Below are 23590 nucleotides of genomic sequence, written 5' to 3' on the forward strand. Positions count from 1 at the left end.
GCTTATTATAAAATCATGGCTTTAAAAAACAATTTACAAACACATGAAACCATTAAAAGCTAATCAATTTTAAAAGTATATTAAGCTTTTAATAGCTTCATGGCCATTAAAAAACAATTTACAAACACATGAAAAAAATATTAGGAATTACCTTGTTAGCTGCTTTTATAGGTGGAGCAGCAGCAATTGGGGTTACAAACTATTTGAGCGTAACCAAACTGGCAGTACCATTACTGAGAAGCAGAATTTGTACTTTGCCAATAATCCACTAAAAGTAACATCAGCAGGTGCTACAGATTTTACACAGGCAGCAGCAGCGGTTGCGCCAGGTGTGGTTCACATTAAAACAACTTACGCGGCATCGAAAGGTCAGGGTTCTTCTTCTCCTTTTGATATGATGGAAGATTTCTTCGGCGGCGGTGGCCGTCAGATGCAGCGCCAGCCAAGAGCAGCATCAGGATCTGGTGTAATTATCAGTCAGGATGGTTATATCGTTACTAACAACCACGTAGTAGAAAATGCAGAGAAAGTTGAGGTAGTATTAACAGATAGACGTAAGGTAGAGGCGAAAGTGATTGGCCGCGATCCGAATACAGATTTAGCTTTAATTAAAGTAAATGCAACTGGTTTACCAGTAGTGAAAATGGGTAATTCTGATAATGTTCAGGTAGGAGAGTGGGTTTTGGCAGTTGGTTTCCCGTTAGATTTAAATACAACTGTTACCGCAGGTATTGTAAGTGCTAAAAACCGCAGCATCGGTATTATCGGTCGCGAGCAACAAGGCAATGAGATTACTGAAGAAGAATACCGCGAATACCAACGTACTGGTAAAAGACCAGATCGCCCGGCAAATACCAGTATCGAATCATTTATCCAGACAGATGCTGCCATTAACCCTGGTAACAGTGGTGGTGCTTTGGTAAACGCAAATGGAGAATTAGTAGGTATTAACTCTGCGATTGCTTCACAAAGCGGTTATAACCAAGGTTATGGGTTTGCAATCCCGGTTAACTTAGCCCGTAAAATTGTTGACGATTTTATGAAATATGGTTCAGTTAAACGTGGTTATATCGGTGTTAACTTCGTACCGTTAAGTGGCGAAGAAAAACCAGAAGGCATTAAAACCAATGAAATTAGTGGTTTATATGTGAATGATGTTGTTGCAGGTGGCGGTGCTGCTGCTGCGGGTATTAAATCAGGCGACGTAATCAAAAAAGTTGACGGTGTAGTAATCAACGATTCACCTGATCTTCAGGAAAGAGTAGGCCGTTTAAACCCTGGCGATAAAGTTAAATTAACGGTATTGCGTGATGGTGCTTTAAAAGATTATACTGTTACCCTTAAAGGTGAAGCAAGTGTAGGTTTAACTGCAAATAACAATGCAAGCAAAAGTGCCGAAGTAAGTAAATTGGGTGCAACTTTCGCTCCGGCTAGCCAGGCTCAAAAATCGAAATATGGCATTAACAGTGGTGTAGTAGTAACTTCTGTTACCACCGGAAAAGCTTTCGATAATATTGGGGTAGAAAAAGGTTTAATTATCACCAAAGTAAACGGACAACCGGTAAATTCTGTGGCTGATGTTCAAAAAGCATTGCCTTTAGGTAGAAATAACATGGTGAGTATTTCTGGTGTTGGTGAGCAAGGATCATATAACTACAGTTTCCCTGCACAGTAATTAACTTTAATAAAATTTGAAGAAAGCCTCCTGATTTTACATCGGGAGGCTTTTCTTTTTTAGTCCTGGTTAATTGGTTCGTGATTGGCATGGCAGGCATCTGCACATTCTTCGCAGGCTACGGCACACTGTCTGCAATGTTCGTGATCATGTTTACCACATTCTGCAGCACAAAGCCTGCATATTTCCTCGCAGAGCAACAAATATTTGTGAGCAATAACCGAATCTCTCTGCAGTAACCTGGCTGCCTGGGTACAGATATCGGCACAATCCCTGTCGAGTTTAATGCAATCGATCATCATGTTAATGTCTTCTTCTTTTAAGCATGATGACGCACAATGTTCACATGCTAATGCGCAATCTAGTAGAGCCTGGATTAAGCCGTGGTTGTTTCTCGTTTCCATATCGGTAATTATTTTGGTTATAAATGTTTTGTATAGTAATAACCTGATGGAAATTAAAGTGTTTTTAAAAAATGAATTGGGGTTATTCCATGGTCTGTGGGACACAGACCATTGCGTTATATTTTTGCCACGGATAAACACGGATAAACACGGAGAATTTGTCATCCAGTATCCTAATGAAGGAATTGCATCAGTTTGTTCAGGTTCTGTGTTTCATCGGCGAAAGATTTTTCACTACGTTCAGAATGACAACCCTATTTGTTAAAATACCTTAAATCTTTGTTGATCAGCTCCCTTTCTTATACGCAAAACAATATTCATCCGTTTTTCATAATCAAGATTTAGTTTCGCCATTTACCGATTGATAATCAGTGTTTACCGATACTCTATAAATTAAATTTTTTTATTGTTCCATATTTGAATCAGCAACAAAAACCGAATATTATGGCTTTAGCTCACATCAACCTCAGCGTAAAACAATATTTCAATTTCATGTGCAGAACCGATTTTGAAAGACGGATATTTCACGATACCTACAAAGAATTTCAAAAAAAATCAAAGATATATAGTTTAGATCATCACCTTCATACCTTTTCGCAAATGCAACAGGCCAACGTTAAGGCCAACGTTTTACATCAGAAACTTCAATATGCCGTAATAAATAGCATAGCCACCCTGGAAAATAAAATGCCAGTGTTAAATGACCTCGAAGATCACCCGATTATTTTCGATTGGGCCGAATTACATCTTTGCAGTTCAGATCTTTTAAATAAAGGCGCTCATGTAGTTTCCATTACTTATACCAGCCCAAAATTAATATTGCATGAAATGATTGGCGATTTAATGATTTTAAGTTATGAGGGCAATGAAAACGAAACCCTGATGGTTAAGGTTGCGGAAAACCTGATCGTGAATTACCAACAGGAGGAAAGCCTGGTGTATAATTAAAAATGAACGATCATTTTGATCAGATAGCCAGAAAAAATATCATTAATTTGTAGCATGCAGCAATTTAAAACCCCAACTTTCATCATTCATGTGGCTGGTTGGCTTTTATTTTTAACCTTTCCGCTATTGTTCATCAATAACGAACAATCGGGGCAAAGTAGTTTTTTGTTGCTTGCATCGCCTTATTACTGGCTTTTCTGTGGTACTTATATGCTGATGTTTTATTTCAATGAGCTGGTTTTAGTGCCACGCTTAATGTTTAAAAAAAGGTATGTAATCTACATTGCGGCAGTGTTGTTACTTTTTAGTTTTGTGTATTATGCTCAACCTTATGATAATTTATTAGGCCACAACAAGAGTGTAATGGCAGCATTAAATGGCCCGCCCAATTCACAGCCGAAAGGTTTAAACCAATCGTTACAGCCCGGAAAAGATCCAGATGTTGGCCCTAAAGTAGAAATGCCTTTCGGTCCTCTGCCAAACGAAGATTTAAGGATGCAGGATCCCAATTTAAAAAAGCCCGACGGAATTCTGGATCTGCACCAGCCCATGAATATCGATGTGATCAGCCTTTTTATTTTCTTTATGATTATGGGTTTGAGTATTGCCACCAGTACCGTACAGCGCTGGCAAACGGCCGAATCTAAAGTGGTAAAGGCTGAGGCAGAAAAGGCTACAGCCGAGCTTTCTTTCCTCAAAGCGCAGATCAATCCACATTTCCTGTTTAATACCCTGAACAACATTTATACCCAGTCGGTGATCAACAGTGAGCATACTTCAGAAAGTATTATGAAGTTATCTAACATTATGCGTTACGTTACAGATGATGTAACCCAGGATTTTGTAATGCTTAAAGATGAGATCGATTGTGTACGCGATTATATCGAACTGCAAAGATTAAGATTGGGTGCTGATGCGGAGATCAACTTCAACGTTCAGGGCAAACCTGATGGGAAAAAAATTGCGCCATTAATTTTCATGACGTTTATCGAAAATGCCTTTAAATATGGGGTAACCAAAAAGGAAAAAACGGTAATCAATATCAATTTAGGTATAGATACCGAAAGGATTGATTTTTCATGCCAGAATAAAATTTATAACCACAAGTCTAATTTGGAGCGCTCCGGGATAGGTATTGCGAATACCCGCCAACGGTTATCGCATCTTTATGCCCGGCAGCACCGCCTGGATATTGAGAATACAAACGACATGTTTACCGTTAAACTTTGTGTAGATTGCTAAATTAACAGACTATGGCCTTAAAATGTGTAGCTATTGATGATGAGCCATTGGCACTCGAGCTCATCAAAACGTATGTATCCCGCTTTCCCGACCTTCAATTGGTACAGGTTTTTGAAGATGCCCTATCGGGTGCAGAATACCTGAAGCAAACTCCTGTCGACCTGCTTTTTGTAGACGTAAACATGCCTGATATTACCGGGGTAGAACTGGTGCGGAGCCTGGTAAACAGTCCGATGATTATTTTTACCACCGCCTACCGGAATTATGCTTTCGAAAGTTATGAGTTGCAGGCAATCGACTATCTGTTAAAGCCTATAGATTTTAACCGCTTTACTGCTGCGGTAGAAAAAGCCATCGATTATCATAAATACAAAAATGCCACGCAGGAAAATACCAATGATGAAAGCATTTATGTGTATTCGGAGTATAAAATGATCAAAATTTTGCTCCGTGATATTGAATACATCGAAAGTATGGGCGATTACCTTAAAATTTACCTCAGCAATATCGATAAGCCCATTTTAACGTTGATGACGATGAAAAAAGTTTTAGAAAAATTGCCTGAAGATCAGTTTGCCCGCGTTCACCGGAGCTTTATCGTAGCCTTGGCCAAAATAAAATCGATACACAACAGAAAAGTACACTTAAATTATGCTGAACTACCTATCGGCGATGCCTATAGTGGTTTCATTAATCAACAAAAAGGAATATGAAGTTAAAAGCGAATATTGCCACCAGCGAAAACGGGTTTATTTTCAATCCTGCCACGGGTGATTCATTTACCAGTAATACCATTGCTGCCGAAATTTTGGCCTATATGAAATCGGGCGAAAGCGAAGCGGAAATCAAAAAGAAAATATTGGATCATTACGACGTAGAATCAAACCAGCTGGAAAGAGACTGGGATGATTATATGTTACAATTAAAGGAGGCAAATCTTTTAGATTTGTAGCCAAAAAAAAAGCTAATCATGTACGTTTCTCCAGATCTAAATAAAGGCAAAAGCCTGACCATAGCGGTTACAGGTTTAAATGCAAACGATAATCCCGGCCCTGGGCTGGCGGTTATAAGGGCATTGCGTGCTGGTTTTGGAGAAGGTTTAAGGATAATCGGTTTGGCTTACGAAACTTTGGAGCCGGCGATTTATTTAAGGGATCAGGTAGATAAAACTTATCGGTTACCCTACCCAACGGCTGGAACTGGAGCTTTAAAAATACGTTTACAACAAATACAGGATATTGAGCGGATTGATGTACTCATTCCCAATTTTGATGCAGAATTATACAATTTTATAAAAATAGAGCAGGCTTTGCTTCAAATGGGGATCCATACCTTTTTGCCATCGCACCAACAGCTTGCTCAAAGAGATAAAGTTAATCTTAGTGAGTTTGGAAAGAAACATCAGTTTAATGTACCCGCTGATGAAGTGGTTTTTACAGCTTCAGAAATAGACCAGGTTGCCCATAAATTTGGATTTCCGTTGATGGTGAAAGGTAAATTTTACGAAGCATATACCACGCTGAATATTGCTGATGCATATAAAGCCTTTCATAAACTGCAGGCCAGGTGGGGTTTACCCATTATCCTGCAAAAATTTATAAAAGGAACCGAAATTAACATAGCGGGTTTAGGCGATGGAAAAGGAAATGCCATCAGCGTGATCCCGATGCGGAAACTTTACATCACCGAAAAAGGCAAAGCCTGGGCGGGGATTACGATTGAGGATGAAAAATTAATTTCCTTAGCCAAAGATTTTGTAAAAGCAACCGAATGGAGAGGTGGTTTCGAACTCGAAATTATGATGGACGATAATGGAAGCCTGTACATTATGGAAGTAAATCCGCGCTTTCCGGCCTGGGTATATTTAACAGCAGCCGCAGGTCAAAATCAGCCCAAAGCTTTGGTAGATTTGGCCTTAGGAAACCCGGTAGAAGAAATGAAAGACTATAAATCAGGTAAAATGTTTATTCGTTATGCCTGGGACAATATTGTAGATGTAGAAGAATTCCAGAAGCTATCGGCCTTTGGAGAACTGTAAGAAAGGTAAAAGGTAAGAAGGTGTAGGGCAAATTAATCCAACGTCAAATCCTATCTTGATACTTGTTACTTAAACCTTGATACCTGATACTCCCTACTTGATGCAACGACACTTTAACGCTTAATACTCTTAACAAATGAAACAAAAATACGAACGACCAACCATAAGGAAAATGAATACCGGACTGATGAACAAGTTTGGTACCCGTAACGATTTTGATCCTGTTGAAGCGATTGACGGTGTTCCGGTTAAAAGTTTGGTGGCTGAGTATGGTTCGCCGGTTTTTATTTTGTCAGAAAAGCAGATCAGGCGTAATTACCAGGCTGCGGTACGTTCGTTTAAAACCCGTTATCCAAAAGTTCAGTTTGCGTGGAGTTATAAAACGAATTACCTAAACGCAGTTTGCAAGATTTTTCACCAGGAAGGAAGCTGGGCAGAGGTGGTTTCGGGTTTCGAGTACCATAAGGCTTTAGGTAATGGTGTTGCTGGTAACCAGATTATATTTAACGGACCGGATAAAAAAGAAGCAGATTTAATCCTGGCGATAGAGAACCATTCGCTGATTCATATTGATCATTATGATGAACTTTATCTTTTGATCGAAATATGCAAACGAATCAATAAAAAAGCGAAAGTAGCAGTGAGGATTAATTTCGATACTGGCGTTTACCCTATTTGGGATCGTTTTGGTTTTAATTACGAAAATGGTCAGGCTTGGTCGGCGATAAGCAAAATTGTAGCAGCAGAACATCTGGAGCTACTTGGCTTGCATTGCCATATTGGTACATTTATGTTATCTACTGGGGCTTATGCGGTAGCTGCAACCAAACTTTGCGATTTGGCCATGCGCTGTAAAACGGAACTTCAAAATCCGGTTCAATATTTAGATTTAGGAGGAGGTTTTCCTTCAACCAATACCTTAAAAGGGGCTTATCTGCCCGGAGTTGATACCGTTCCGTTGGTTGAGGATTTTGCAGATGCCATTACCACTACCATTTTAAATTTCGGCTTTGCAGCAGATGAACTTCCACTTTTAGTTTTAGAAAGTGGTAGGGTGCTTATTGATGATGCAGGTTATTTGATTGGAAGTGTACTGGCCAATAAACGCCTGAGTGATGGCAGGAGGGCAACCATTCTCGATTTTGGCATTAATATTCTATTTACTTCCAATTGGTACGACCATAAAATAAGTGTGGCTAAAGAAGCTGGTCAATATACCGAAGAAACGGTTTTGTTTGGCCCGCTGTGCATGAACATTGATGTAGTACGCGAAAGCATCACTCTGCCACTTTTAGAGCGTGGAGATCAGGTGGTGGTGCATAAAGTAGGGGCTTATAACATGACGCAGTGGATGCAATTTATCAACATGCGGCCAGCTGTGGTGTTGATTGATATGAAAGGGAAAAGCCACCAGATCAGAAAGCCCGAAACACTGGCTTATTTAGAAATGATGGAAGAGATGCCAGAGCATTTAAAATAAAGAAGTCAAGTTTTAAAAACTTGCCTTCTTTGAAATGACAATTGAACTTGAAAAAACACCTGCAATATTATCTTAGCTCAGCTTTAAACAGCTACGGCATTTTATTCTTTTCGAAGAATAAGATTTTGGGTGTGCTGTTGTTTATAGTTTCCATGTTCAATTTTAACGCCGGGCTTACAGGTTTGATTGGTGTAATGGCATCCCTAATTTTAGTTACTGCTTTAGGATTTAATAGAGAAGACATTAAAACCGGTTTATATACTTTTAATTCTCTTTTGCTGGGAATTGGTTTTGGAACTTTCTTTAGCTTTAATTTTACTTTTTGGCTTTGGTTATCGGCAGCAAGCCTGCTTTGTGTAGTGTTAAGTGTTAATTTGCGTTCCTTTTTGGGTAAATATAGCTTGCCAACATTGTCTATCCCGTTTATTATTACTTTTTGGTTCGTTTTAATCGCTGCTAACGGGTATCAGGGCATGGGATTAGTACAGAAAAGTAGTTCGTTATTGTTTGAGCTCAATACTGGTGCGCCATCTAATTTTACAAAACTTTGCGATTTTTTCGACAATTTAAAAATACCGGCTTATGCCTTGCTTTTCTTCCGGTCGGTAAGTGCTGTAGTATTTCAAAATAGTGTATTAGCCGGAATATTGATCAGTATTGGGGTTTTTATCCATTCGCGTATTGGTTTTAGTTTATTGCTGATTGGTTTCATTACAGCGTGCTTTGTTAATTACCTCACAGGAACCTATCCGGACGGCATCAGCAATTATTACCTCGGTGCAAATTTTATGATGGTAAGCTGCGCCATTGGTGGCTTTTTCATCATTCCGTCCTGGCGGTCTTATGTCTGGGCAATAGCGGTTATGCCTTTTACTTTTTTGGTTTTAAATGCCCTTTCGAGGTTGCTTGGATTTTATAATCTCCCTGTGTTTTCTATGCCTTTCTGTTTAATCACAATTGGTTTGCTTTACTTTTTCATGATGAGGAAAAACCCTCAAAAACTACAACTCACAGCATTTCAAAACTATTCGCCCGAAACCAACCTCTATCAATCTTTAAGTGGAAAGTCACGGCTTAAAGATTTTCAATATTTCAATTTAAGTTTGCCTTTTATGGGCGCATGGACGGTTTCGCAAGGTTATCAAGGAGAAATTACCCATAAAGGTGATTGGCAGCATGCCTTAGATTTTGTATTAAAAGATATCGATGATAAAAGTTATGAACTGCCGGGCATCAAACCTGAAGATTATTATTGCTTTAACAAACCGGTTCTTGCCGCAGGAGACGGGATTGTTCAGGAAGTGATCAGCCATATTGATGATAATGTGATCGGGCAGGTTAACCTGCAGCAGAACTGGGGCAATACCATCGTTATCAAACACACTGAGCATTTATTTACCAAAGTTTCTCATTTAAAAAAGAACAGCATAAAAGTAAAAACTGGTGATGTAGTAAAACAGGGTGATATTATTGGCCTATGTGGCAATTCAGGTCGCTCTCCGGAACCTCATTTGCATTTTCAGGTACAGTGCACGCCATATATTGGTTCTAAAACCCTGGCTTATCCATTTGCTTACTATGAAAACAATGCTAAATTAAACACTTTCCAAATCCCTGTAGAAGGGGAGACCGTTCAAAAGCCAGAAATTAACGCTTATTTAAAAAATGCTTTCCATTTCCAGCCAGGCTACATCGGTACAGTAACAACCAATAACGGGGAAAAGGAAACCTGGGAAGTATTTACCGACGATTTTAATGCTACCTATTTTTACTGTCGCGAAAACCAGGCCATTGCCTATTTTGTGAATAACTCAAACGTATTTTATTTTACCAGGTTTTATGGTGACAGGAAATCAATTCTCTTCCTTTTTTACCAGGCGGCCTACAAAATTGATTATTCAGCACATGCCGTGATGGATCAATATGCTGCAGACCCTGAAAGGTTTAAACCTTCGCTTTGGCTTCAGGATCTTTTAGCACCATTTTTCATCTTTACCCATTATCTATACTCCAATCATATCCTATTCAAAAATGACGGGTTATCTATTCATATAGAAGCTAAAAAGCAGGTTTTTAACCAAGATAAAATATTTACGAATGCCATGATATGCCTTGATAGCAAAGGCATCACCCAAATGCAGATTGAACAGGGTAATCAAAAATTAAAAGTAAAATGGGAAACAAGCTTGGTTTAACCTTTGTGCTTTTAATTGTTTTGATAACGGTTGGAAAAGCACAAACTTCTTATCAGAAAACAGACAGCATTTCTTTAGCCCTTTTTAATGCTTCAGAATGGCAGAAGCTCATTGTTTATGGAAAGGATGCACTACAAACCGGCGAGGATTTTCCATTATTAAGGTTACGGATCGCTTATGCCAGTTTTGTAAGGGAGAATTATGTTGAAGCCCTGGCCCAGTATAATAAAGTTTTAGATAGCGATAAACACAATCAGATCGCAATTTATTATGCTTACTTATGTAACACCTATTTAAACCGGGATGAAAATGCAGGTTACCTGGCTTCTCATTTGGATAGTAATGTAGTAGAAGGAGAGCAGATCCATTCTTTTAAATTAAGAGGTATTGGCGCAGAAAGTGGAATGAAGTTTACCAATATTTACGAACGTGGAAATTCATCCTTTTCGAGGGCTTTTCTTGATATGAGGTTGAATTATAAATTAAGTTTATCAACTTCTTTTTCTTATTATAACCAGCCTGTACGTAACGATAATATCAGTCAGCCGGGTTACTATGCCAAACTTACTTACACTCCTTTCAGGCAGTTTAGTTTTATTGGTGCTTATCATTACATGCGTTCCAATTTAAGGCGCTTGGTGTATCAGAATAATGCTGTATTAGGTGGAATTAAATATGCAGGTAATGGCAGCGATATACAGGGCGATTTTGTGCTTTCACATATCGGGGATGAAAAAACAAGACAGTATAACCTGCAGTTTGTAAAATATATATCGGGCAATCTAAATTTTTACAGCATTAGCCGTTTTTCGCTTGTTAATGTATTGGGTGCCAATAATATCGTTTTTCAACAGTTGTTTGGCTTTAAACCCCTGCATAATTTATGGTTCGAAAGTGTGGTTACTTTGGGTGATCAATATAATTATGCAGAAGCCGATGCTTTGTATATTTATAACGGTTTCGATAAAACTAAGTTTAAAGCAGGTGCAAATTGTTATTTTTTGTTAAAACACCACTTACTTTTAGGTTTGAATTATACATTTGAACGTAAATCTGATAATATATTTAAATTTAACTATTTACAACACTCAATAAACGGAGGCATTACATGGAATTTTTAAAGCGATTTACCGTACTTGCAATGCTGGGCTTATCTGTTTTTGAGGTAAGCGCCCAAACAAATGCAGCATTGCAAAAAGCTTTTCAGAATAGTTATTATGAGGAAAGCAAAAAAAACTATGCCGAAGCCATTAGTGATGTAATGCCGTTTTACTCCGAAAACAATTATGAGATCAACCTCCGCATCGGTTGGTTATACTATTTAGCGAGAAATTATACTGCATCGCAAAATTATTATACCAGGGCTGTTAATGCCCGACCAACTGCTGTCGAAGCAAAGTTTGGTTTAATCAAGCCCCTTTCCCTTTTAAGCAGCTGGGAAAAGGTGATGGAACAGTATAACAACATCCTTAAAATTGATGCACAAAATACCCAGGCCAATTATTGGGCAGGTATTATCATTTACAATAGAAAACAGTATGCCGCCGCATCCAAATATTTTGCAAAAGTGGTGGCTTTGTATCCTTTTGATTATGACGGCAACCACATGTTAGGCTGGTCTTTGCTTTTTTCAGGCAGAAAACCCGAAGCCAGGGCCTGTTTTGAACGCGCATTATTGATAAAACCGGGCGATAAATCGAGTACTGACGGATTAAATCGGGCCACTAAATAGCGCTTAAAAGGCATATAGTCAATATATTTAGCAATTATTTATCTATTTAAAAATAAAAAATTGATTTATAGGTATTTAACTATATCTTTGAAACAAATTAAAATACAATATAATGCAACAAGGAACAGTAAAATTTTTTAATGAAACTAAAGGTTTCGGATTTATCACTCCATCTAATGGCGATGCCGAAATTTTTGTTCATGCTTCAGGCTTAATCGACAACATTCGCGAGAATGATACCGTAAACTACGATGTAGAAGAAGGTAGAAAAGGCCTAAACGCGGTAAATGTAAAAGTAGCTTAAGAAAACTCGAACACATAAATCGTAAAAAGTCCCGATGCAAATCGGGACTTTTTTTGTGGAATACATTTTAATATCATAAGAATTATTCCTTTCAAACAATCTCCAGCTATAAGTTATATTTTTCACCATTAAGAAATTAAAATAATTAAGGTTTATTTAATTGCTTTTCTTAATGTTTCTTAACTTCTTAATGGTACAGAATTTTTGAATGATTAAATTAAATCCATATTTTAGTTGCTAAACAAGCGGTTTCTTAATAATTCCCTTTAATCATCCCTTAGTGCCGCATATTATTTAAAATAATAAGGAGATGACAAAAAAAGAGGTTACACAATTATCATACGAAATAACAGGCTTCGCCATTAAAGTTCACAATATACTTGGCTCTGGTCTACTAGAGCATGTTTACGAAAACTGTTTGAAATACGAATTAGAAAAAAACGGATATAAGGTTTCTCAGCAATTATTGTTATCCGTAATGTATGATGATTTTCCAATGGATTTAGATTTACGACCTGATCTGTATGTTAACGATTGTATTGTAGTGGAAATAAAAGCAATCACAAATGTCTTACCAGTTCATCAGGCTCAGCTCCAAACTTATATGAAACTTCTTGGTGCTCCCAAGGTTTGTTGATCAACTTTTTTACTGATAACATTACCAAAAGTATAATCCCTATCGTGAACGAATACTTCAGGGTTTTACCAGACAAATAAGAAATTTTAAACTTATAAATTCTTAATGTCCTTAATTCCTTAATGGTAAAAACGGATAAGCGAAGGTGAATCCAGTTTCCTGCTGGTAAAATGATTTAGCATAACCGCTGATATCAACATTCGAAACCATAAATAACCTTCCAATCTTTCAATTATTTCCGATTATGCTTTAGAATGTTTCTAAATAAATGATTTATCGTTGTTTTGTCATAATCGTTTATAAATTAAACTCATAATTAGATACTTTTGCAAGAAATTTAGATATAAATCCTAATCAAATGAGTGGTTTCGGAAATGCATTTTCTTCATCAATAGGGAAGAAATTCATCATGGGTATTACAGGTTTGTTCCTGATACTTTTTTTAATTGTACACTGCGGTATTAATGCTTTAATATTTATTAACGACGGTGGTTTAACATTTAACGTAGGCGCACATTTTATGGCCACCAACTGGATTATCCGGGCAGGCGAAATTGTGTTGTTTATTGGCTTGCTTGCGCATATTTTTCAGGCGTTACGTTTAACGCTGCAAAATCAAAAAGCACGCCCGGTTAAATACGCCGTGAACGATGGTAAAGCAAACAGTAAATGGTATAGCCGTTCAATGGGCTTATTGGGTACACTTTTGTTGATCTTTTTGGTGGTTCACCTGAAAGATTTCTGGGTAGTTTCGCGTTTTACCGGAATCCCTACAGTTGATGCCAATGGCCATGAAGACCTTTATGCCGTAATGAAAGAAAAATTTCAGGATCCGGTAAGGGTTGCCGTATACATTTTGGCCATGTTTTCTTTGTGTTATCACCTGTTACATGGTTTTGCTTCAGCTTTCCAAACATTGGGCTGGAACCACTCAAAATATAACGGTATTATTAAAGGAGCCGGCGTTTGGTATTCGATTATTATTTCGATCCTTTTCGCAGCCATGCCGATTGCAGTTTATTTCGGTCTTATTCAATAATTTTTAGCACAAAAGATATGTCAGATATTAATTCAAATATTCCAGAAGGCGAATTAACCAGCAAATGGACAAAATATAAGTCTTCTGTGCCTTTGGTAAACCCATCGAACAAAAGAACTATTGAGGTAATCATTGTAGGTTCAGGTTTAGCAGGTGCTTCAGCAGCCGCTACTTTAGCCGAAATGGGCTACAAAGTTAAATGTTTCTGTTTTCAGGATTCACCACGTCGTGCGCACTCAATTGCTGCTCAGGGTGGTATCAATGCCGCTAAAAACTATCAAAATGATGGTGATAGCGTTTACCGTTTATTCTACGATACCATTAAAGGTGGCGATTATAGGGCACGCGAAGCTAACGTACACCGTTTAGCAGAGGTAAGTGCAAACATTATAGATCAGTGTGTGGCGCAGGGTGTGCCTTTGGCGCGTGAGTATGGCGGCTTGTTGGATAACCGTTCATTCGGCGGTACACAGGTTCAGCGTACTTTCTATGCTGCAGGTCAAACCGGTCAGCAATTATTATTAGGTGCATACTCTGCTTTAGAACGCCAGATTGGTATGGGTAAAGTAGAAATGTATACCCGTCACGAAATGTTGGAAGTTGTTAAAATCGACGGCAAAGCACGTGGTATTATTGCCCGTAACTTAATTACAGGAGAAATCGAGCGTCACTTCGGTCATGCAGTGGTATTGGGAACAGGTGGTTACGGAAACGTATTCTATCTTTCTACCAACGCGATGGGAAGTAATGTTACAGCAGCCTGGAAAGCGCACAAACAAGGTGCCTATTTTGCAAACCCTTGTTACACGCAGATTCACCCAACCTGTATCCCGGTTTCTGGCGATCACCAATCTAAATTAACCCTGATGTCTGAATCGTTACGTAACGATGGACGTATCTGGGTTCCAAAAAAGAAAGATGATAACCGTAAAGCTTCAGAAATTCCTGAAGATGAAAGAGATTATTATTTAGAGCGTCGTTATCCTGCTTTTGGTAACCTGGTTCCACGTGATGTGGCTTCCCGTGCCGCTAAAGAGCGTTGCGATGCCGGTTATGGTGTAGGTGCTTCTAAATTAGCAGTATACTTAGATTTTAAAGCCAATACGGAGCGTTACGGTAAAATCGAAGCTTCAAAGTCGGGTAATCACAATCCTGATAAGGAAACCTGTATGCGCTTAGGTACTGAGGTAATTAAAGCAAAATATGGTAACCTCTTCGATATGTATGCGCAGATCACCGGAGAAAATCCTTACGAAACGCCAATGCGTATTTACCCTGCAGTTCACTATACCATGGGTGGTTTATGGGTTGATTATAACCTTATGACATCTGTACCTGGTTTATATTGTACTGGTGAAGCTAACTTCTCCGATCATGGTGCTAACCGTTTAGGTGCATCTGCTTTGATGCAAGGTTTAGCTGATGGTTATTTCGTTCTTCCTTATACTATTGGTGCTTATTTATCAAAAGAGATTTCTGTAAAAGCAATCCCGACTGATCACCCTGCGTTTGTGGAGGCTGAACAAAGAGCCGTAGGTATTTTAAATACTCTAATCAACATCAAAGGAACCAAATCGGTAGATCATTTCCATAAACGTTTAGGCCACATCATGTGGGAGAAATGTGGAATGGCACGTAACGAAAAAGGCTTAAAAGAAGCGATTGAAGAAATAAGGGCTTTACGTCATGAATTCTGGAGTGATGTTCGTGTACCGGGAACCGCCGATGAGTTGAACACTGAACTGGAAAAAGCTGGCCGTGTAGCCGATTTTATCGAACTTGGCGAGTTGATGTGTATTGATGCTTTAAACCGTAACGAAAGCTGCGGTGGTCACTTCCGTGAAGAGTATCAGACCGAAGAGGGTGAGGCTTTACGTGATGATGTAAATTACGCATACGTAGCCGCCTGGGAATTTAAAGAAGGTGTAAACTTTGAGCTTCATAAAGAAGAATTGAAGTTTGAAAATATTAAAGTAGCACAAAGAAGTTATAAATAAGATGTGAGATGTGAGATGTGAGACGTGAGATGAAAATTCTCAATTCTCATATCTAATGTCTCAAATCTCAAATCTGAGATACAATGAGTACAGGAAATATGAACTTAACGCTAAAAGTTTGGCGTCAAAAAAATAACAAAACCAAAGGTGCTTTGGTAGATTATAAATTGGCCGATATTTCACCGGATATGTCTTTCTTAGAGATGTTCGATGTATTAAACGAACAATTAATCAATAAAGGCGATGAGCCGGTTGTATTTGATCACGATTGCCGCGAGGGTATCTGCGGAATGTGTTCGATGTTCATCAACGGTCGTCCGCATGGACCAAAAGATTTGGTAACTACCTGCCAGTTGCACATGCGTTCTTTCAAAGATGGCGATACCATTGTGGTTGAGCCCTGGAGAGCGGCTGCGTTTCCCGTTGTAAAAGATTTAACGGTTGATCGTTCTGCATTTGACAGGGTGATTGCCGCTGGTGGTTTTATTTCGGTAAATACTGGTAATGCCCAGGATGCAAACAATTTGCCAATTCCTAAAATGCAGGCTGACGCTGCTTTCGAAGCTGCTGCATGTATTGGTTGTGGTGCTTGTGTGGCTACCTGTAAAAATGCTTCAGCGATGCTTTTCGTATCGGCTAAGATCTCTCAATTGGCATTGTTGCCTCAAGGTCAGCCAGAGCGTTACCGTCGTGTACAGAGCATGGTAGCGCAAATGGATGCTGAAGGCTTTGGTAACTGTACCAATACAGGAGCTTGCGAAGCAGAATGTCCTAAAGGTATCTCTTTAGAGAACATTGCCCGCATGAACCGTGATTTCGCTTCGGCAAAATTCGTTTCAGAAGAAACGGTTTAAAAATATACTGTGCGTTCCGATTCATCGGAATTCTTGAGCCTCAAACCTGGTTTGGGGCTTTTTTATGTGACATAAATTTCGCTTCGATTTTTTGATTAATCTTTAATCATGTTTGAATTTCATCATTAGCTTTTTAATAGAAATTTACCTGTTTTGAAAACATACGAAACAGTAATGCTTTCAATTGAAAGAAATACAGAATGATATAAAGCGAAATAAAAGTTTGCGAAAGTTGCAATAATCTTATGTTGGCATATTAAAATTTTACCTAAATAGAAATTTTATTCTGTATTATTTGCATATACATTAAAAATTTTCTAAATTTAGTCTTCCGAGACAGGAGAGAAAACATAAAACCCCGGCAATTTTTGCTGGGGTTTTGTGTTTTTAAGCGGATGGATAGAATAGAGTTTAGTCCATCTTAAAGTTAACATTGATATTATACTTTACGCGCACTGGCCTACCATCAATTAAGCCAGGGTTCCATCTTGGCGATTTGCTTAATACCCTTAAGGCTTCATCATCGGTTTCTTTGGATAAGCCCTTGGTAATTTGTACATCAGTTAAGGTTCCGTTTTTCTCTACCACGAAAGAAGCAAATACTTTCCCCTGGGTTTTATCTTTCTTAGCTATCGCCGGGTATTTAATTTCACGGCCTAAGTACGCATAAAACTTTGAAATGCCCCCCGGATATTCTGGAGCCTTTTCTAGTGAAGTAAAATCATAAATTTTGTTCTGATTATCCTGCGCTTTAGCAGAATTAAAGAACATGGCAATGCCCGTTAGGGCTAAAAACATTAGCTTTCTCATTGTTTTTTTATTAAGTGAACTTATTAGTTAGTTTTTCTTGGGGGTGGTTTTAGCTTTTTTGGTCGTGATGATAATAACACCATTTTTAGCCTTTACTCCATATCTGGTGGTACCCGAAGCATTTTTTATAATTTCAACGCTCTCGATACTTTCATTGTCAAGGGTTTCGATTCCTGAAGCTTCTTCGCCATCAATGATATATAAAGGTGCGGTTTCTCCGTTTTTTAATTTGATGCCTTTTTTAGTTACAGAGAAATTAGAATTGCCACCTGTCGCTGTTGAACTTAGAGGCCGAACGCTAAATCCGGTTACTTTACCTGTTAGTGGTACATCGCCAATTTGTTTTGGAGTAGTTTTAAAGTCGTGGTTCCAAACTTGCTTGGTTTTTGTTTTTACTTCAATTACACCTGCAAAACCATCCGGTCCATATTTAGCTATTGCTGAGCTATCTTTCAATATGGTTATCGATTCGATATTGCTCTCCATTTCTGATAGCAATGATGCACCCCTAGCATATTGTTTGTTTCCATCAATCACAATTAAAGGTTCGGTACCTGCCGTTGGTAAACCTCGAAGCGTAATCTTGGTCGTTTTTGTGCTATCGGCCTTTTGGGCAAAACAGGCTAAACTTATGCCTATAACCAGGCTAAAGGTGAATAAAGTTCTCATATCGGTTAGAATTTTCTTTTAAAATCTAAGAAATTAGTGTTTTTGTCGACAGCTAAATCTTTTGTTTCAAGATTTCGGAAAACACTGTTTTTTGTTTTACTCGTAATAATGATAGCGCCATTTTTAGCCCTTGATCCATAAAGGTTCACCGCGGTCTGGTCTTTTAAAATGGAAATAGATTCTATATTATTTGCATTTATCGTATTCAACTGGCTGTTATCTGGAAGTTTAACACCATCTAAAATGATCAATGCATCTAAGTTTGCACCTTCTTTAAAGATTACCCGGTTTGCAGGTACATTGCTTAATTTAAGCTGCTTGGCCGGCTCATCATTCAGTGTGAAGTTTACATTGATGTTATACTTCACTCTCACGGCCATGCCGTTCGAATTTCCAGGATTCCATTTTGGCGATTCTTTTAAAACCCTGATAGCCTCTTCATCCGTTCCGCTACCTAAACCCCGTGTAATCTGTAGATCGCTTAGTGAGCCATCTTTTTCAACAATAAAACTTAAAAAAACTTTTCCCTGCACATTATTTTCAATTGCCATTTTTGGATACTTAATGCTACCGCTTAAATATTTATAGAATTTAGCAATACCTCCCGGAAATTCTGGTTGTTTATCGATGGAAACAAAATCGTAGATTTTTTTATCTGCATCGTCTTGTTGGATGTTTTCACTATTTGATGCCTCACCAGATTTTTTGTTGTAAGAAATAATGTTGACCTTGTTCAGGTTTACATAGCCTAAAGATGCAGGTACATATTTGTTTTTAAATTTTTCAGAAGATTCAGGCAAACTAAAGCTAACGGTTAAAGCATATTTGCCATCTGCCGTATTTTTAAAACCTTTATAAGCTAAAATAGCTTGCTTAACTTCTTCTTCACAACCAGCACCAAGCACTGCATTTGTAGAGATATTATTTATTTTACCGTCTTTTAAGCTAAATTTTATCTGCGTGTTGCCTTGTACTTCATCATTATTTGCTGCAGTTGGATATTTAATGGTTTTCGACAAAAACTGATAAAATCCTTTCCAGTTTCCTTCTGTTTTGCCATCAACAGATGCCTTTGTAGAGGCTTCTCTGCCTGGCTCGTCTACAACAATTGCCTGCACCATTTCTATTGGTTTGTCCAAAGGAATCTGATCGGTAATGGAAATCAATTTTTCGTTTTTACGTACTGTTGCGGATGAGAACACAATCAGTAAAGCAAAAAGCGGAATAAAAATTCCATACTTCATAATAGCAGTCTTTTTTGACCGCTCTTTATGAAGCATGAAAATTCTTTTTTTGATCAGTGATTTTTCAAGGAAACCATTGGTTAAACTATTTGGCGAAATGCCGAACGATTTACTCAATAACAACATGGCGTATTCGGCCTTATCACCTTGAAATTCGGCCGCCTGTTCATCGGCTAAAAATTCATGAATGTTTTTGATTGTTTTTTTATAGAGGTAAATCACCGGGTTTAGCCAGGTAATAATGCCGATAATTTCGAAGAAGAGCACATCAACAGTATGCCACTGTTTAATGTGCGCTTCTTCATGGATGTCGATCACGTCCATTTGCGGCAGTTCACGATCAATTATTTTCTTACCAAAAAAAGCAAATGCTGAGCCCGCTTTGTTTGATGCGATGAGTTTTTTAACCATTAAGAGGTTAAACACCAACCTACCCAGGAAAAACAAAATACCTGCACAATAAATATATACAAACGCGTTTGCCCAGTTAAAACCTGAATTACGTTCTGTTACTATTGTGGCCTGTGCCAATACTGCATCCCAGTTAACCGATGTGTAAACCTGTTTTGCCGCTTTCTGTTCCGTTAACCACTCTAAGCGGATAAATGGTATGCACAGCGACAATACTCCCGAAGATATAAGATAAATGCGGTTGAGTGTAAAATAGGTTTCCTTATCTAACAGTAGCTTGTAGAAGCAGTAAAAAACAATTAAGTATAAGTGTACCTGTAATAAGTAGTGCGCAAAACTCATTTTGGCTTATGTTTAATTTTATTGATCATTTTTAAAATTTCATCAACATCACTTAAATCAAGCTTTTCTTCTTTAACAAAGAAAGAAAACATACTCTCTACAGAGTTTTCGAAATAATTGCCCAGGAGCTTTTCTGTTGCATGGCGCTTATATTCTTCCCTGCTCACCAAAGGATGGTACTGATGTGCTTTACCAAATGCCTCGTGACCAATAAAGCCCTTTGTTTCCAGAATTCTAATAATTGTTGAAACGGTGTTGTAAGCAGGTTTGGGGAGCGGAAGCTCGTCGATTACTTCTTTGACGAATGCTTTTTCCAATTGCCATAAAACCTGCATAATCTGTTCTTCAGCTTTGGTTAAATCTTTAATTTCCATAATAGTTAATAATAATAAGGATAACGGCAAATTTATTTGCCTTAGCTAAAGTTAAAACTAATTCGTTAGTTATCCAAATTTTATTTGAAAATTATTTCACAAAAAAATAGGGTTTATTTTTTGCGGATGGCGTAGCCTGTTTTTCGCTGAGAATTGCTAAGAGTGGTTTTATTAGTGGCTGATAATGAATAAGTTATTTTTTTATTACTTGGAGATGCTAAATAGTGATGAGGTTATTTTTTATACCATACACCACTAAACCTGTGCGTGACTTAATATTTAGCTTTGCAAAAAGAGATTCCCTATAGTTGTCAACCGTGCGGGGACTCACGTTCATCAGGTCAGCAATTTCTTTATAAGTAAGTTCGGTACTGCAATATTGTAAAAATGTAAGCTCTCTGCCAGAGAATACGGGCTTGGTATCAGTATCCTTTAGAGCCACCAAAAGCCTGCCCGATACGAGTTCGTTTACGAAGAAACCTTTATCTACAATTACTTTTATTGCGGTTAACAGATCGGATGGGGTAGATTCTTTAAGCATATAACCTCCGGCACCTGCTTTTAGCATCCCGATAATTGCTTTTTCATCTTCGAGCATACTCAAAGCTAGTACATGAACATTCGGGTAGTTGGTTTTAACCCATTTAGTAGCCGCAAAGCCATCCATAACGGGCATATTAATGTCCATCAGTACCAGTTGAATTTCTGAGTGGCGCGCAATCTTTGTTTGAAGATCGACACCATTAATGGCTTCGAATGCGATTTCGATTTCATCAAATTCTTCTAACAGACTTGCTAATCCTGAACGGAAAAGCGTGTGGTCATCAACAATTGCTATGGCGATACTCTGGTTCTGCATAAATTAAGGATATGGGATTTCGATCGTAATGGACGTACCTTTGCCCGGGGCCGAATTTAATGCTAATTTTCCATTGATCATCTCAATTCTTTTATAAATAGAATTAAGTCCCATTCCTGCTTTTTTAGCGTTAATTTCATCAGGGTCAAAACCAATACCGTTTTCAATCACCTTTAAGTGCAGGGCATCATTTTCCAGGTAAGAATCGATCTGGATGTGAGTAGCCTGGGCATGTTTGATCACGTTATTAATAATTTCCTGCAATAAACGCAGTATAATCAGGTCCTTATCAGGCGATATCAAGGTTGAATCGATCAGCTGGTTTTTGGTTTTTAACTCGTAGGTGCCAGCTTTATTAAGCCAGCTAATTTCCTGATCTATGGCATGCCCGATGCCATTTTCTACCAATTGCTCGCCGTGCAGAAGTTTGGCCAGCTCCCGTAGTTCTTTGATGGATTTATTTACAAGCGAGAGGGAATTTTCGATCTTTTTTTTTGCCTTTTCGGCATCGTTTAAATTTACCGAATTTAAGGTAAGTGTGGTAAGGCTAAGTAATTGACCAACGTTATCGTGCAGCTCTGTTGCGATGCTTTGCATGGTCTGGTCCTGTACTTCTATACGGGTTTGAAGGATTTCGGATTCGAACCTTTGCTGCATATTCTGCTTTTCGAGGAAATGGTTCTTTTTGTGCCGGTTGTAAGACCTGATATATAAAATCAGGAATACCGGCATCAGTAAGAATACCAATGTAGAAACGGCAACTAAGAGCGCAATTTTCGTTGTTTCATTCTGCATATAAACGAATATACCCAAAGGCTATATAAAATAAGGTTTAACAATACGTAAATACAATATCTTAATGTTGCAACACCGATAATTTTTACCGAGAATAGGCCGTCAAAAATATTCGACATGGTACTTCCGAAGTAATAAAACAATACACCTGTTACCCACCAAAATTCAGGATGGGTTTTGATATTGATAAAATTTTCATCCTTTAACAACAGGTAATAATAGTAGAGGCAATAAAGGGTGAAAAATACCGACATTACACTAATGGTAAGCGTATTTGAATCGGTAAAAGGATGTGTAAAGAGAAAAATAAAATAGGTAAGGTAAACCACACCCGAGCCTATTAAAAAAATAGGTTTCGGGTTGGTATATTCTTTTAAACAACAATAAAGGCCATACAAAATGGTGCTGCTTTCGAATATTAAAAAAATATTGAAAAGCCATAAGTTGTGTATGTGTTTCGAAGCAAGATAAATGGCATAAAGTTCTGTCCCCAAAGCAATGGCAATGTAGCAAGTGATTACCTTCCAAAAAACCTTACCGTCTTTCCAAACCAACAAAATTGCGCTGATTAAACAGATGATTTCCGCTATAACTATGGGTGATACGTAACGCATTTTTTATAAGCTTGTTCCTTCACACATATCCGGGCATGCAGTACCCCTGTTTTCAATATTGTCTAAATCATCTTTGTGTTCTTCTTCGTCGTTTCCACTACCTACACATGGTGTAGTTGGTACCAGCAATAAAGTATTTCTGCCTTCGTAAGATTTAGGAACACCTTCGATTGCTCCCTCTAAATATTGTGCGAAATAAATTCTTAACCCATCATATTTGCCTTCGCTCATTGATTTTGCGATTGCTAAAATCTGTTCAGCCGGAAACCATACTGCCTTTGTGTAAGATTCTGTAGAGGTCATCCCATCTTTGGCGTAGGCAACAACCATAGCCTTTGCAACCTTCGGATCGATAGGTTCCATATTTAATTTTTTGCTCATAAAAGTTATAGAGTTTGTTTGTTTGTAAAAAGCCTAAAAATCGATAATAATAAATGATCTATCAAGAAGTATTTGCATTTAAAATACCGTAAAAATACCCTTTTATTTAAGGTGTTTTGCGATATCGGCGAACTATGGCGTAGCACTACTTTTGGTATACAGTAGCAGATCAAAAATTTGCACTGCGAAAAACAAACTCAATCTATCCTTAATAAACACAATTTTTGGACTTATTTAAAAATAAGTCTATTTGATGACGAAGCCGATTAATCTTATAATTAAAATTTAAATTCTTTCAAAAATGATAAACAATATCCTACTACAGGAAAATCATGGTTCGATCAGCGAAAGGGAGGTTGAGATTGTACACCTTTTATCAATGGGTTACAACAGTAAAGAAATCGGCGAAATGCTTTTTATTAGCGAACATACCGTTAATACGCACCGTAGAAATATGGTGAGAAAGCTCGACCTGAAAAACTCATACCAATTGATCGTTTGGGCCTTTAAAGAAAGAATATTGTCCTTTTAAGGGCTTAAAGATAT

The 23590-nt window shown here is 38.0% G+C and carries 24 protein-coding genes and 1 pseudogene; 16 read left to right on the forward strand and 9 right to left on the reverse strand.

Annotation, left to right across the window (positions count from 1 at the left end):
* The first annotated feature begins 128 nt into the window (after positions 1-128).
* A pseudogene (locus tag H9L23_RS24015) lies at positions 129-1675 on the forward strand (trypsin-like peptidase domain-containing protein).
* Positions 1676-1734: 59 nt separating this feature from the next.
* On the opposite strand, the gene H9L23_RS24020 reads toward H9L23_RS24015, so the two are convergent.
* Positions 1735-2079, reverse strand: a complete 345-nt coding sequence (locus H9L23_RS24020; RefSeq protein ID WP_187592674.1) for a four-helix bundle copper-binding protein — start codon at positions 2077-2079, stop codon at positions 1735-1737.
* Positions 2080-2523: 444 nt separating this feature from the next.
* On the opposite strand from H9L23_RS24020, the gene H9L23_RS24025 reads away from it, so the two are divergent.
* The 14 genes from H9L23_RS24025 to H9L23_RS24090 all read left to right on the forward strand — a co-directional run bounded on the left by H9L23_RS24025 (position 2524) and on the right by H9L23_RS24090 (position 16545).
* A complete protein-coding gene (locus tag H9L23_RS24025) occupies positions 2524-3027 on the forward strand; it encodes a hypothetical protein (RefSeq protein WP_187592675.1) in 504 nt (167 codons plus the stop codon).
* A gap of 54 nt (positions 3028-3081) precedes the next feature.
* Positions 3082-4269, forward strand: coding sequence for a sensor histidine kinase (locus H9L23_RS24030; RefSeq protein WP_187592676.1), 1188 nt, complete (start codon positions 3082-3084; stop codon positions 4267-4269).
* A gap of 11 nt (positions 4270-4280) precedes the next feature.
* A complete protein-coding gene (locus H9L23_RS24035) occupies positions 4281-4982 on the forward strand; it encodes a LytR/AlgR family response regulator transcription factor (RefSeq protein WP_025143322.1) in 702 nt (233 codons plus the stop codon).
* Positions 4979-5221: a PqqD family protein gene (locus H9L23_RS24040; RefSeq protein ID WP_187592677.1), complete on the forward strand. Its 243-nt coding sequence runs from the start codon at positions 4979-4981 to the stop codon at positions 5219-5221. The genes H9L23_RS24035 and H9L23_RS24040 overlap by 4 nt, the downstream gene beginning before the upstream one ends.
* Before the next feature lie 18 nt (positions 5222-5239).
* Positions 5240-6307, forward strand: coding sequence for an ATP-grasp domain-containing protein (locus tag H9L23_RS24045; protein ID WP_187592678.1), 1068 nt, complete (start codon positions 5240-5242; stop codon positions 6305-6307).
* 136 nt (positions 6308-6443) lie between these two features.
* A complete protein-coding gene (locus tag H9L23_RS24050) occupies positions 6444-7787 on the forward strand; it encodes a type III PLP-dependent enzyme domain-containing protein (RefSeq protein ID WP_187592679.1) in 1344 nt (447 codons plus the stop codon).
* Positions 7788-7834: 47 nt separating this feature from the next.
* Positions 7835-9982: an urea transporter gene (locus tag H9L23_RS24055; RefSeq protein ID WP_187592680.1), complete on the forward strand. Its 2148-nt coding sequence runs from the start codon at positions 7835-7837 to the stop codon at positions 9980-9982.
* Positions 9961-11103, forward strand: a complete 1143-nt coding sequence (locus H9L23_RS24060) for a hypothetical protein (RefSeq protein ID WP_187592681.1) — start codon at positions 9961-9963, stop codon at positions 11101-11103. The genes H9L23_RS24055 and H9L23_RS24060 overlap by 22 nt, the downstream gene beginning before the upstream one ends.
* Positions 11091-11714, forward strand: a complete 624-nt coding sequence (locus H9L23_RS24065) for a tetratricopeptide repeat protein (protein ID WP_187592682.1) — start codon at positions 11091-11093, stop codon at positions 11712-11714. The genes H9L23_RS24060 and H9L23_RS24065 overlap by 13 nt, the downstream gene beginning before the upstream one ends.
* Positions 11715-11826: 112 nt before the next feature.
* Positions 11827-12018 (forward strand): cold-shock protein, encoded by a 192-nt coding sequence (locus H9L23_RS24070; protein ID WP_010599638.1) that lies wholly within the window; start codon positions 11827-11829, stop codon positions 12016-12018.
* A gap of 310 nt (positions 12019-12328) precedes the next feature.
* On the forward strand, positions 12329-12655 hold the full coding sequence (locus tag H9L23_RS24075; protein ID WP_223191012.1) for a GxxExxY protein: 327 nt from the start codon (positions 12329-12331) through the stop codon (positions 12653-12655).
* A gap of 358 nt (positions 12656-13013) precedes the next feature.
* Positions 13014-13694, forward strand: coding sequence for a succinate dehydrogenase cytochrome b subunit (locus H9L23_RS24080; RefSeq protein ID WP_187592683.1), 681 nt, complete (start codon positions 13014-13016; stop codon positions 13692-13694).
* 17 nt (positions 13695-13711) lie between these two features.
* Positions 13712-15691, forward strand: a complete 1980-nt coding sequence (locus H9L23_RS24085; RefSeq protein ID WP_187592684.1) for a fumarate reductase/succinate dehydrogenase flavoprotein subunit — start codon at positions 13712-13714, stop codon at positions 15689-15691.
* An 83-nt stretch (positions 15692-15774) separates the two neighbouring features.
* Complete coding sequence (locus tag H9L23_RS24090; RefSeq protein ID WP_187592685.1) at positions 15775-16545, forward strand: succinate dehydrogenase/fumarate reductase iron-sulfur subunit; 771 nt, start codon at positions 15775-15777, stop codon at positions 16543-16545.
* Between the two features lie 411 nt (positions 16546-16956).
* On the opposite strand, the gene H9L23_RS24095 is transcribed toward H9L23_RS24090, so the two are convergent.
* The 8 genes from H9L23_RS24095 to H9L23_RS24130 all read right to left on the reverse strand — a co-directional run bounded on the left by H9L23_RS24095 (position 16957) and on the right by H9L23_RS24130 (position 23044).
* The gene (locus H9L23_RS24095) at positions 16957-17355 is read right to left on the reverse strand and encodes an energy transducer TonB (protein WP_187592686.1); all 399 of its coding nucleotides are present in this window, start codon (positions 17353-17355) and stop codon (positions 16957-16959) included.
* 27 nt (positions 17356-17382) lie between these two features.
* Positions 17383-18024 carry a TonB-dependent receptor plug domain-containing protein gene (locus H9L23_RS24100; protein ID WP_187592687.1) on the reverse strand — a complete coding sequence of 214 codons (642 nt, stop codon included), beginning with the start codon at positions 18022-18024 and terminating at the stop codon, positions 17383-17385.
* Positions 18025-18029: 5 nt separating this feature from the next.
* Positions 18030-20021: a M56 family metallopeptidase gene (locus H9L23_RS24105; protein ID WP_187592688.1), complete on the reverse strand. Its 1992-nt coding sequence runs from the start codon at positions 20019-20021 to the stop codon at positions 18030-18032.
* Complete coding sequence (locus H9L23_RS24110; protein ID WP_025143307.1) at positions 20018-20395, reverse strand: BlaI/MecI/CopY family transcriptional regulator; 378 nt, start codon at positions 20393-20395, stop codon at positions 20018-20020. The genes H9L23_RS24105 and H9L23_RS24110 overlap by 4 nt, the downstream gene beginning before the upstream one ends.
* A gap of 217 nt (positions 20396-20612) precedes the next feature.
* The gene (locus tag H9L23_RS24115) at positions 20613-21254 is read right to left on the reverse strand and encodes a response regulator transcription factor (protein WP_187592689.1); all 642 of its coding nucleotides are present in this window, start codon (positions 21252-21254) and stop codon (positions 20613-20615) included.
* A 3-nt stretch (positions 21255-21257) separates the two neighbouring features.
* Positions 21258-22049 (reverse strand): sensor histidine kinase, encoded by a 792-nt coding sequence (locus H9L23_RS24120; RefSeq protein WP_187592690.1) that lies wholly within the window; start codon positions 22047-22049, stop codon positions 21258-21260.
* Complete coding sequence (locus H9L23_RS24125) at positions 22016-22663, reverse strand: hypothetical protein (protein ID WP_187592691.1); 648 nt, start codon at positions 22661-22663, stop codon at positions 22016-22018. Before H9L23_RS24125 ends, H9L23_RS24120 begins: the two co-directional genes overlap by 34 nt.
* 3 nt (positions 22664-22666) lie before the next feature.
* Positions 22667-23044, reverse strand: a complete 378-nt coding sequence (locus H9L23_RS24130) for a hypothetical protein (protein ID WP_187592692.1) — start codon at positions 23042-23044, stop codon at positions 22667-22669.
* Positions 23045-23345: 301 nt separating this feature from the next.
* Here H9L23_RS24130 and H9L23_RS24135 point away from each other — a divergent pair, with 301 nt between their 5' ends.
* On the forward strand, positions 23346-23576 hold the full coding sequence (locus tag H9L23_RS24135) for a response regulator transcription factor (protein WP_025143302.1): 231 nt from the start codon (positions 23346-23348) through the stop codon (positions 23574-23576).
* The last annotated feature ends 14 nt before the right edge of the window (positions 23577-23590 follow it).

The organism is Pedobacter roseus, from assembly GCF_014395225.1.
In the GTDB taxonomy this organism is placed as follows: domain Bacteria; phylum Bacteroidota; class Bacteroidia; order Sphingobacteriales; family Sphingobacteriaceae; genus Pedobacter; species Pedobacter roseus.

What these genes read in the sequence shown, in the direction of transcription:
- H9L23_RS24020 (WP_187592674.1), bottom strand. Translation starts at nt 2,079, where the DNA reads ATGGAAACGAGAAACAACCACGGCTTAATCCAGGCTCTACTAGATTGC.
- H9L23_RS24025 (WP_187592675.1), top strand. Translation starts at nt 2,524, where the DNA reads ATGGCTTTAGCTCACATCAACCTCAGCGTAAAACAATATTTCAATTTC.
- H9L23_RS24030 (WP_187592676.1), top strand. Translation starts at nt 3,082, where the DNA reads ATGCAGCAATTTAAAACCCCAACTTTCATCATTCATGTGGCTGGTTGG.
- H9L23_RS24035 (WP_025143322.1), top strand. Translation starts at nt 4,281, where the DNA reads ATGGCCTTAAAATGTGTAGCTATTGATGATGAGCCATTGGCACTCGAG.
- H9L23_RS24040 (WP_187592677.1), top strand. Translation starts at nt 4,979, where the DNA reads ATGAAGTTAAAAGCGAATATTGCCACCAGCGAAAACGGGTTTATTTTC.
- H9L23_RS24045 (WP_187592678.1), top strand. Translation starts at nt 5,240, where the DNA reads ATGTACGTTTCTCCAGATCTAAATAAAGGCAAAAGCCTGACCATAGCG.
- H9L23_RS24050 (WP_187592679.1), top strand. Translation starts at nt 6,444, where the DNA reads ATGAAACAAAAATACGAACGACCAACCATAAGGAAAATGAATACCGGA.
- H9L23_RS24060 (WP_187592681.1), top strand. Translation starts at nt 9,961, where the DNA reads ATGGGAAACAAGCTTGGTTTAACCTTTGTGCTTTTAATTGTTTTGATA.
- H9L23_RS24065 (WP_187592682.1), top strand. Translation starts at nt 11,091, where the DNA reads ATGGAATTTTTAAAGCGATTTACCGTACTTGCAATGCTGGGCTTATCT.
- H9L23_RS24070 (WP_010599638.1), top strand. Translation starts at nt 11,827, where the DNA reads ATGCAACAAGGAACAGTAAAATTTTTTAATGAAACTAAAGGTTTCGGA.
- H9L23_RS24075 (WP_223191012.1), top strand. Translation starts at nt 12,329, where the DNA reads ATGACAAAAAAAGAGGTTACACAATTATCATACGAAATAACAGGCTTC.
- H9L23_RS24080 (WP_187592683.1), top strand. Translation starts at nt 13,014, where the DNA reads ATGAGTGGTTTCGGAAATGCATTTTCTTCATCAATAGGGAAGAAATTC.
- H9L23_RS24085 (WP_187592684.1), top strand. Translation starts at nt 13,712, where the DNA reads ATGTCAGATATTAATTCAAATATTCCAGAAGGCGAATTAACCAGCAAA.
- H9L23_RS24090 (WP_187592685.1), top strand. Translation starts at nt 15,775, where the DNA reads ATGAGTACAGGAAATATGAACTTAACGCTAAAAGTTTGGCGTCAAAAA.
- H9L23_RS24095 (WP_187592686.1), bottom strand. Translation starts at nt 17,355, where the DNA reads ATGAGAAAGCTAATGTTTTTAGCCCTAACGGGCATTGCCATGTTCTTT.
- H9L23_RS24100 (WP_187592687.1), bottom strand. Translation starts at nt 18,024, where the DNA reads ATGAGAACTTTATTCACCTTTAGCCTGGTTATAGGCATAAGTTTAGCC.
- H9L23_RS24105 (WP_187592688.1), bottom strand. Translation starts at nt 20,021, where the DNA reads ATGAGTTTTGCGCACTACTTATTACAGGTACACTTATACTTAATTGTT.
- H9L23_RS24110 (WP_025143307.1), bottom strand. Translation starts at nt 20,395, where the DNA reads ATGGAAATTAAAGATTTAACCAAAGCTGAAGAACAGATTATGCAGGTT.
- H9L23_RS24115 (WP_187592689.1), bottom strand. Translation starts at nt 21,254, where the DNA reads ATGCAGAACCAGAGTATCGCCATAGCAATTGTTGATGACCACACGCTT.
- H9L23_RS24120 (WP_187592690.1), bottom strand. Translation starts at nt 22,049, where the DNA reads ATGCAGAATGAAACAACGAAAATTGCGCTCTTAGTTGCCGTTTCTACA.
- H9L23_RS24125 (WP_187592691.1), bottom strand. Translation starts at nt 22,663, where the DNA reads ATGCGTTACGTATCACCCATAGTTATAGCGGAAATCATCTGTTTAATC.
- H9L23_RS24130 (WP_187592692.1), bottom strand. Translation starts at nt 23,044, where the DNA reads ATGAGCAAAAAATTAAATATGGAACCTATCGATCCGAAGGTTGCAAAG.
- H9L23_RS24135 (WP_025143302.1), top strand. Translation starts at nt 23,346, where the DNA reads ATGATAAACAATATCCTACTACAGGAAAATCATGGTTCGATCAGCGAA.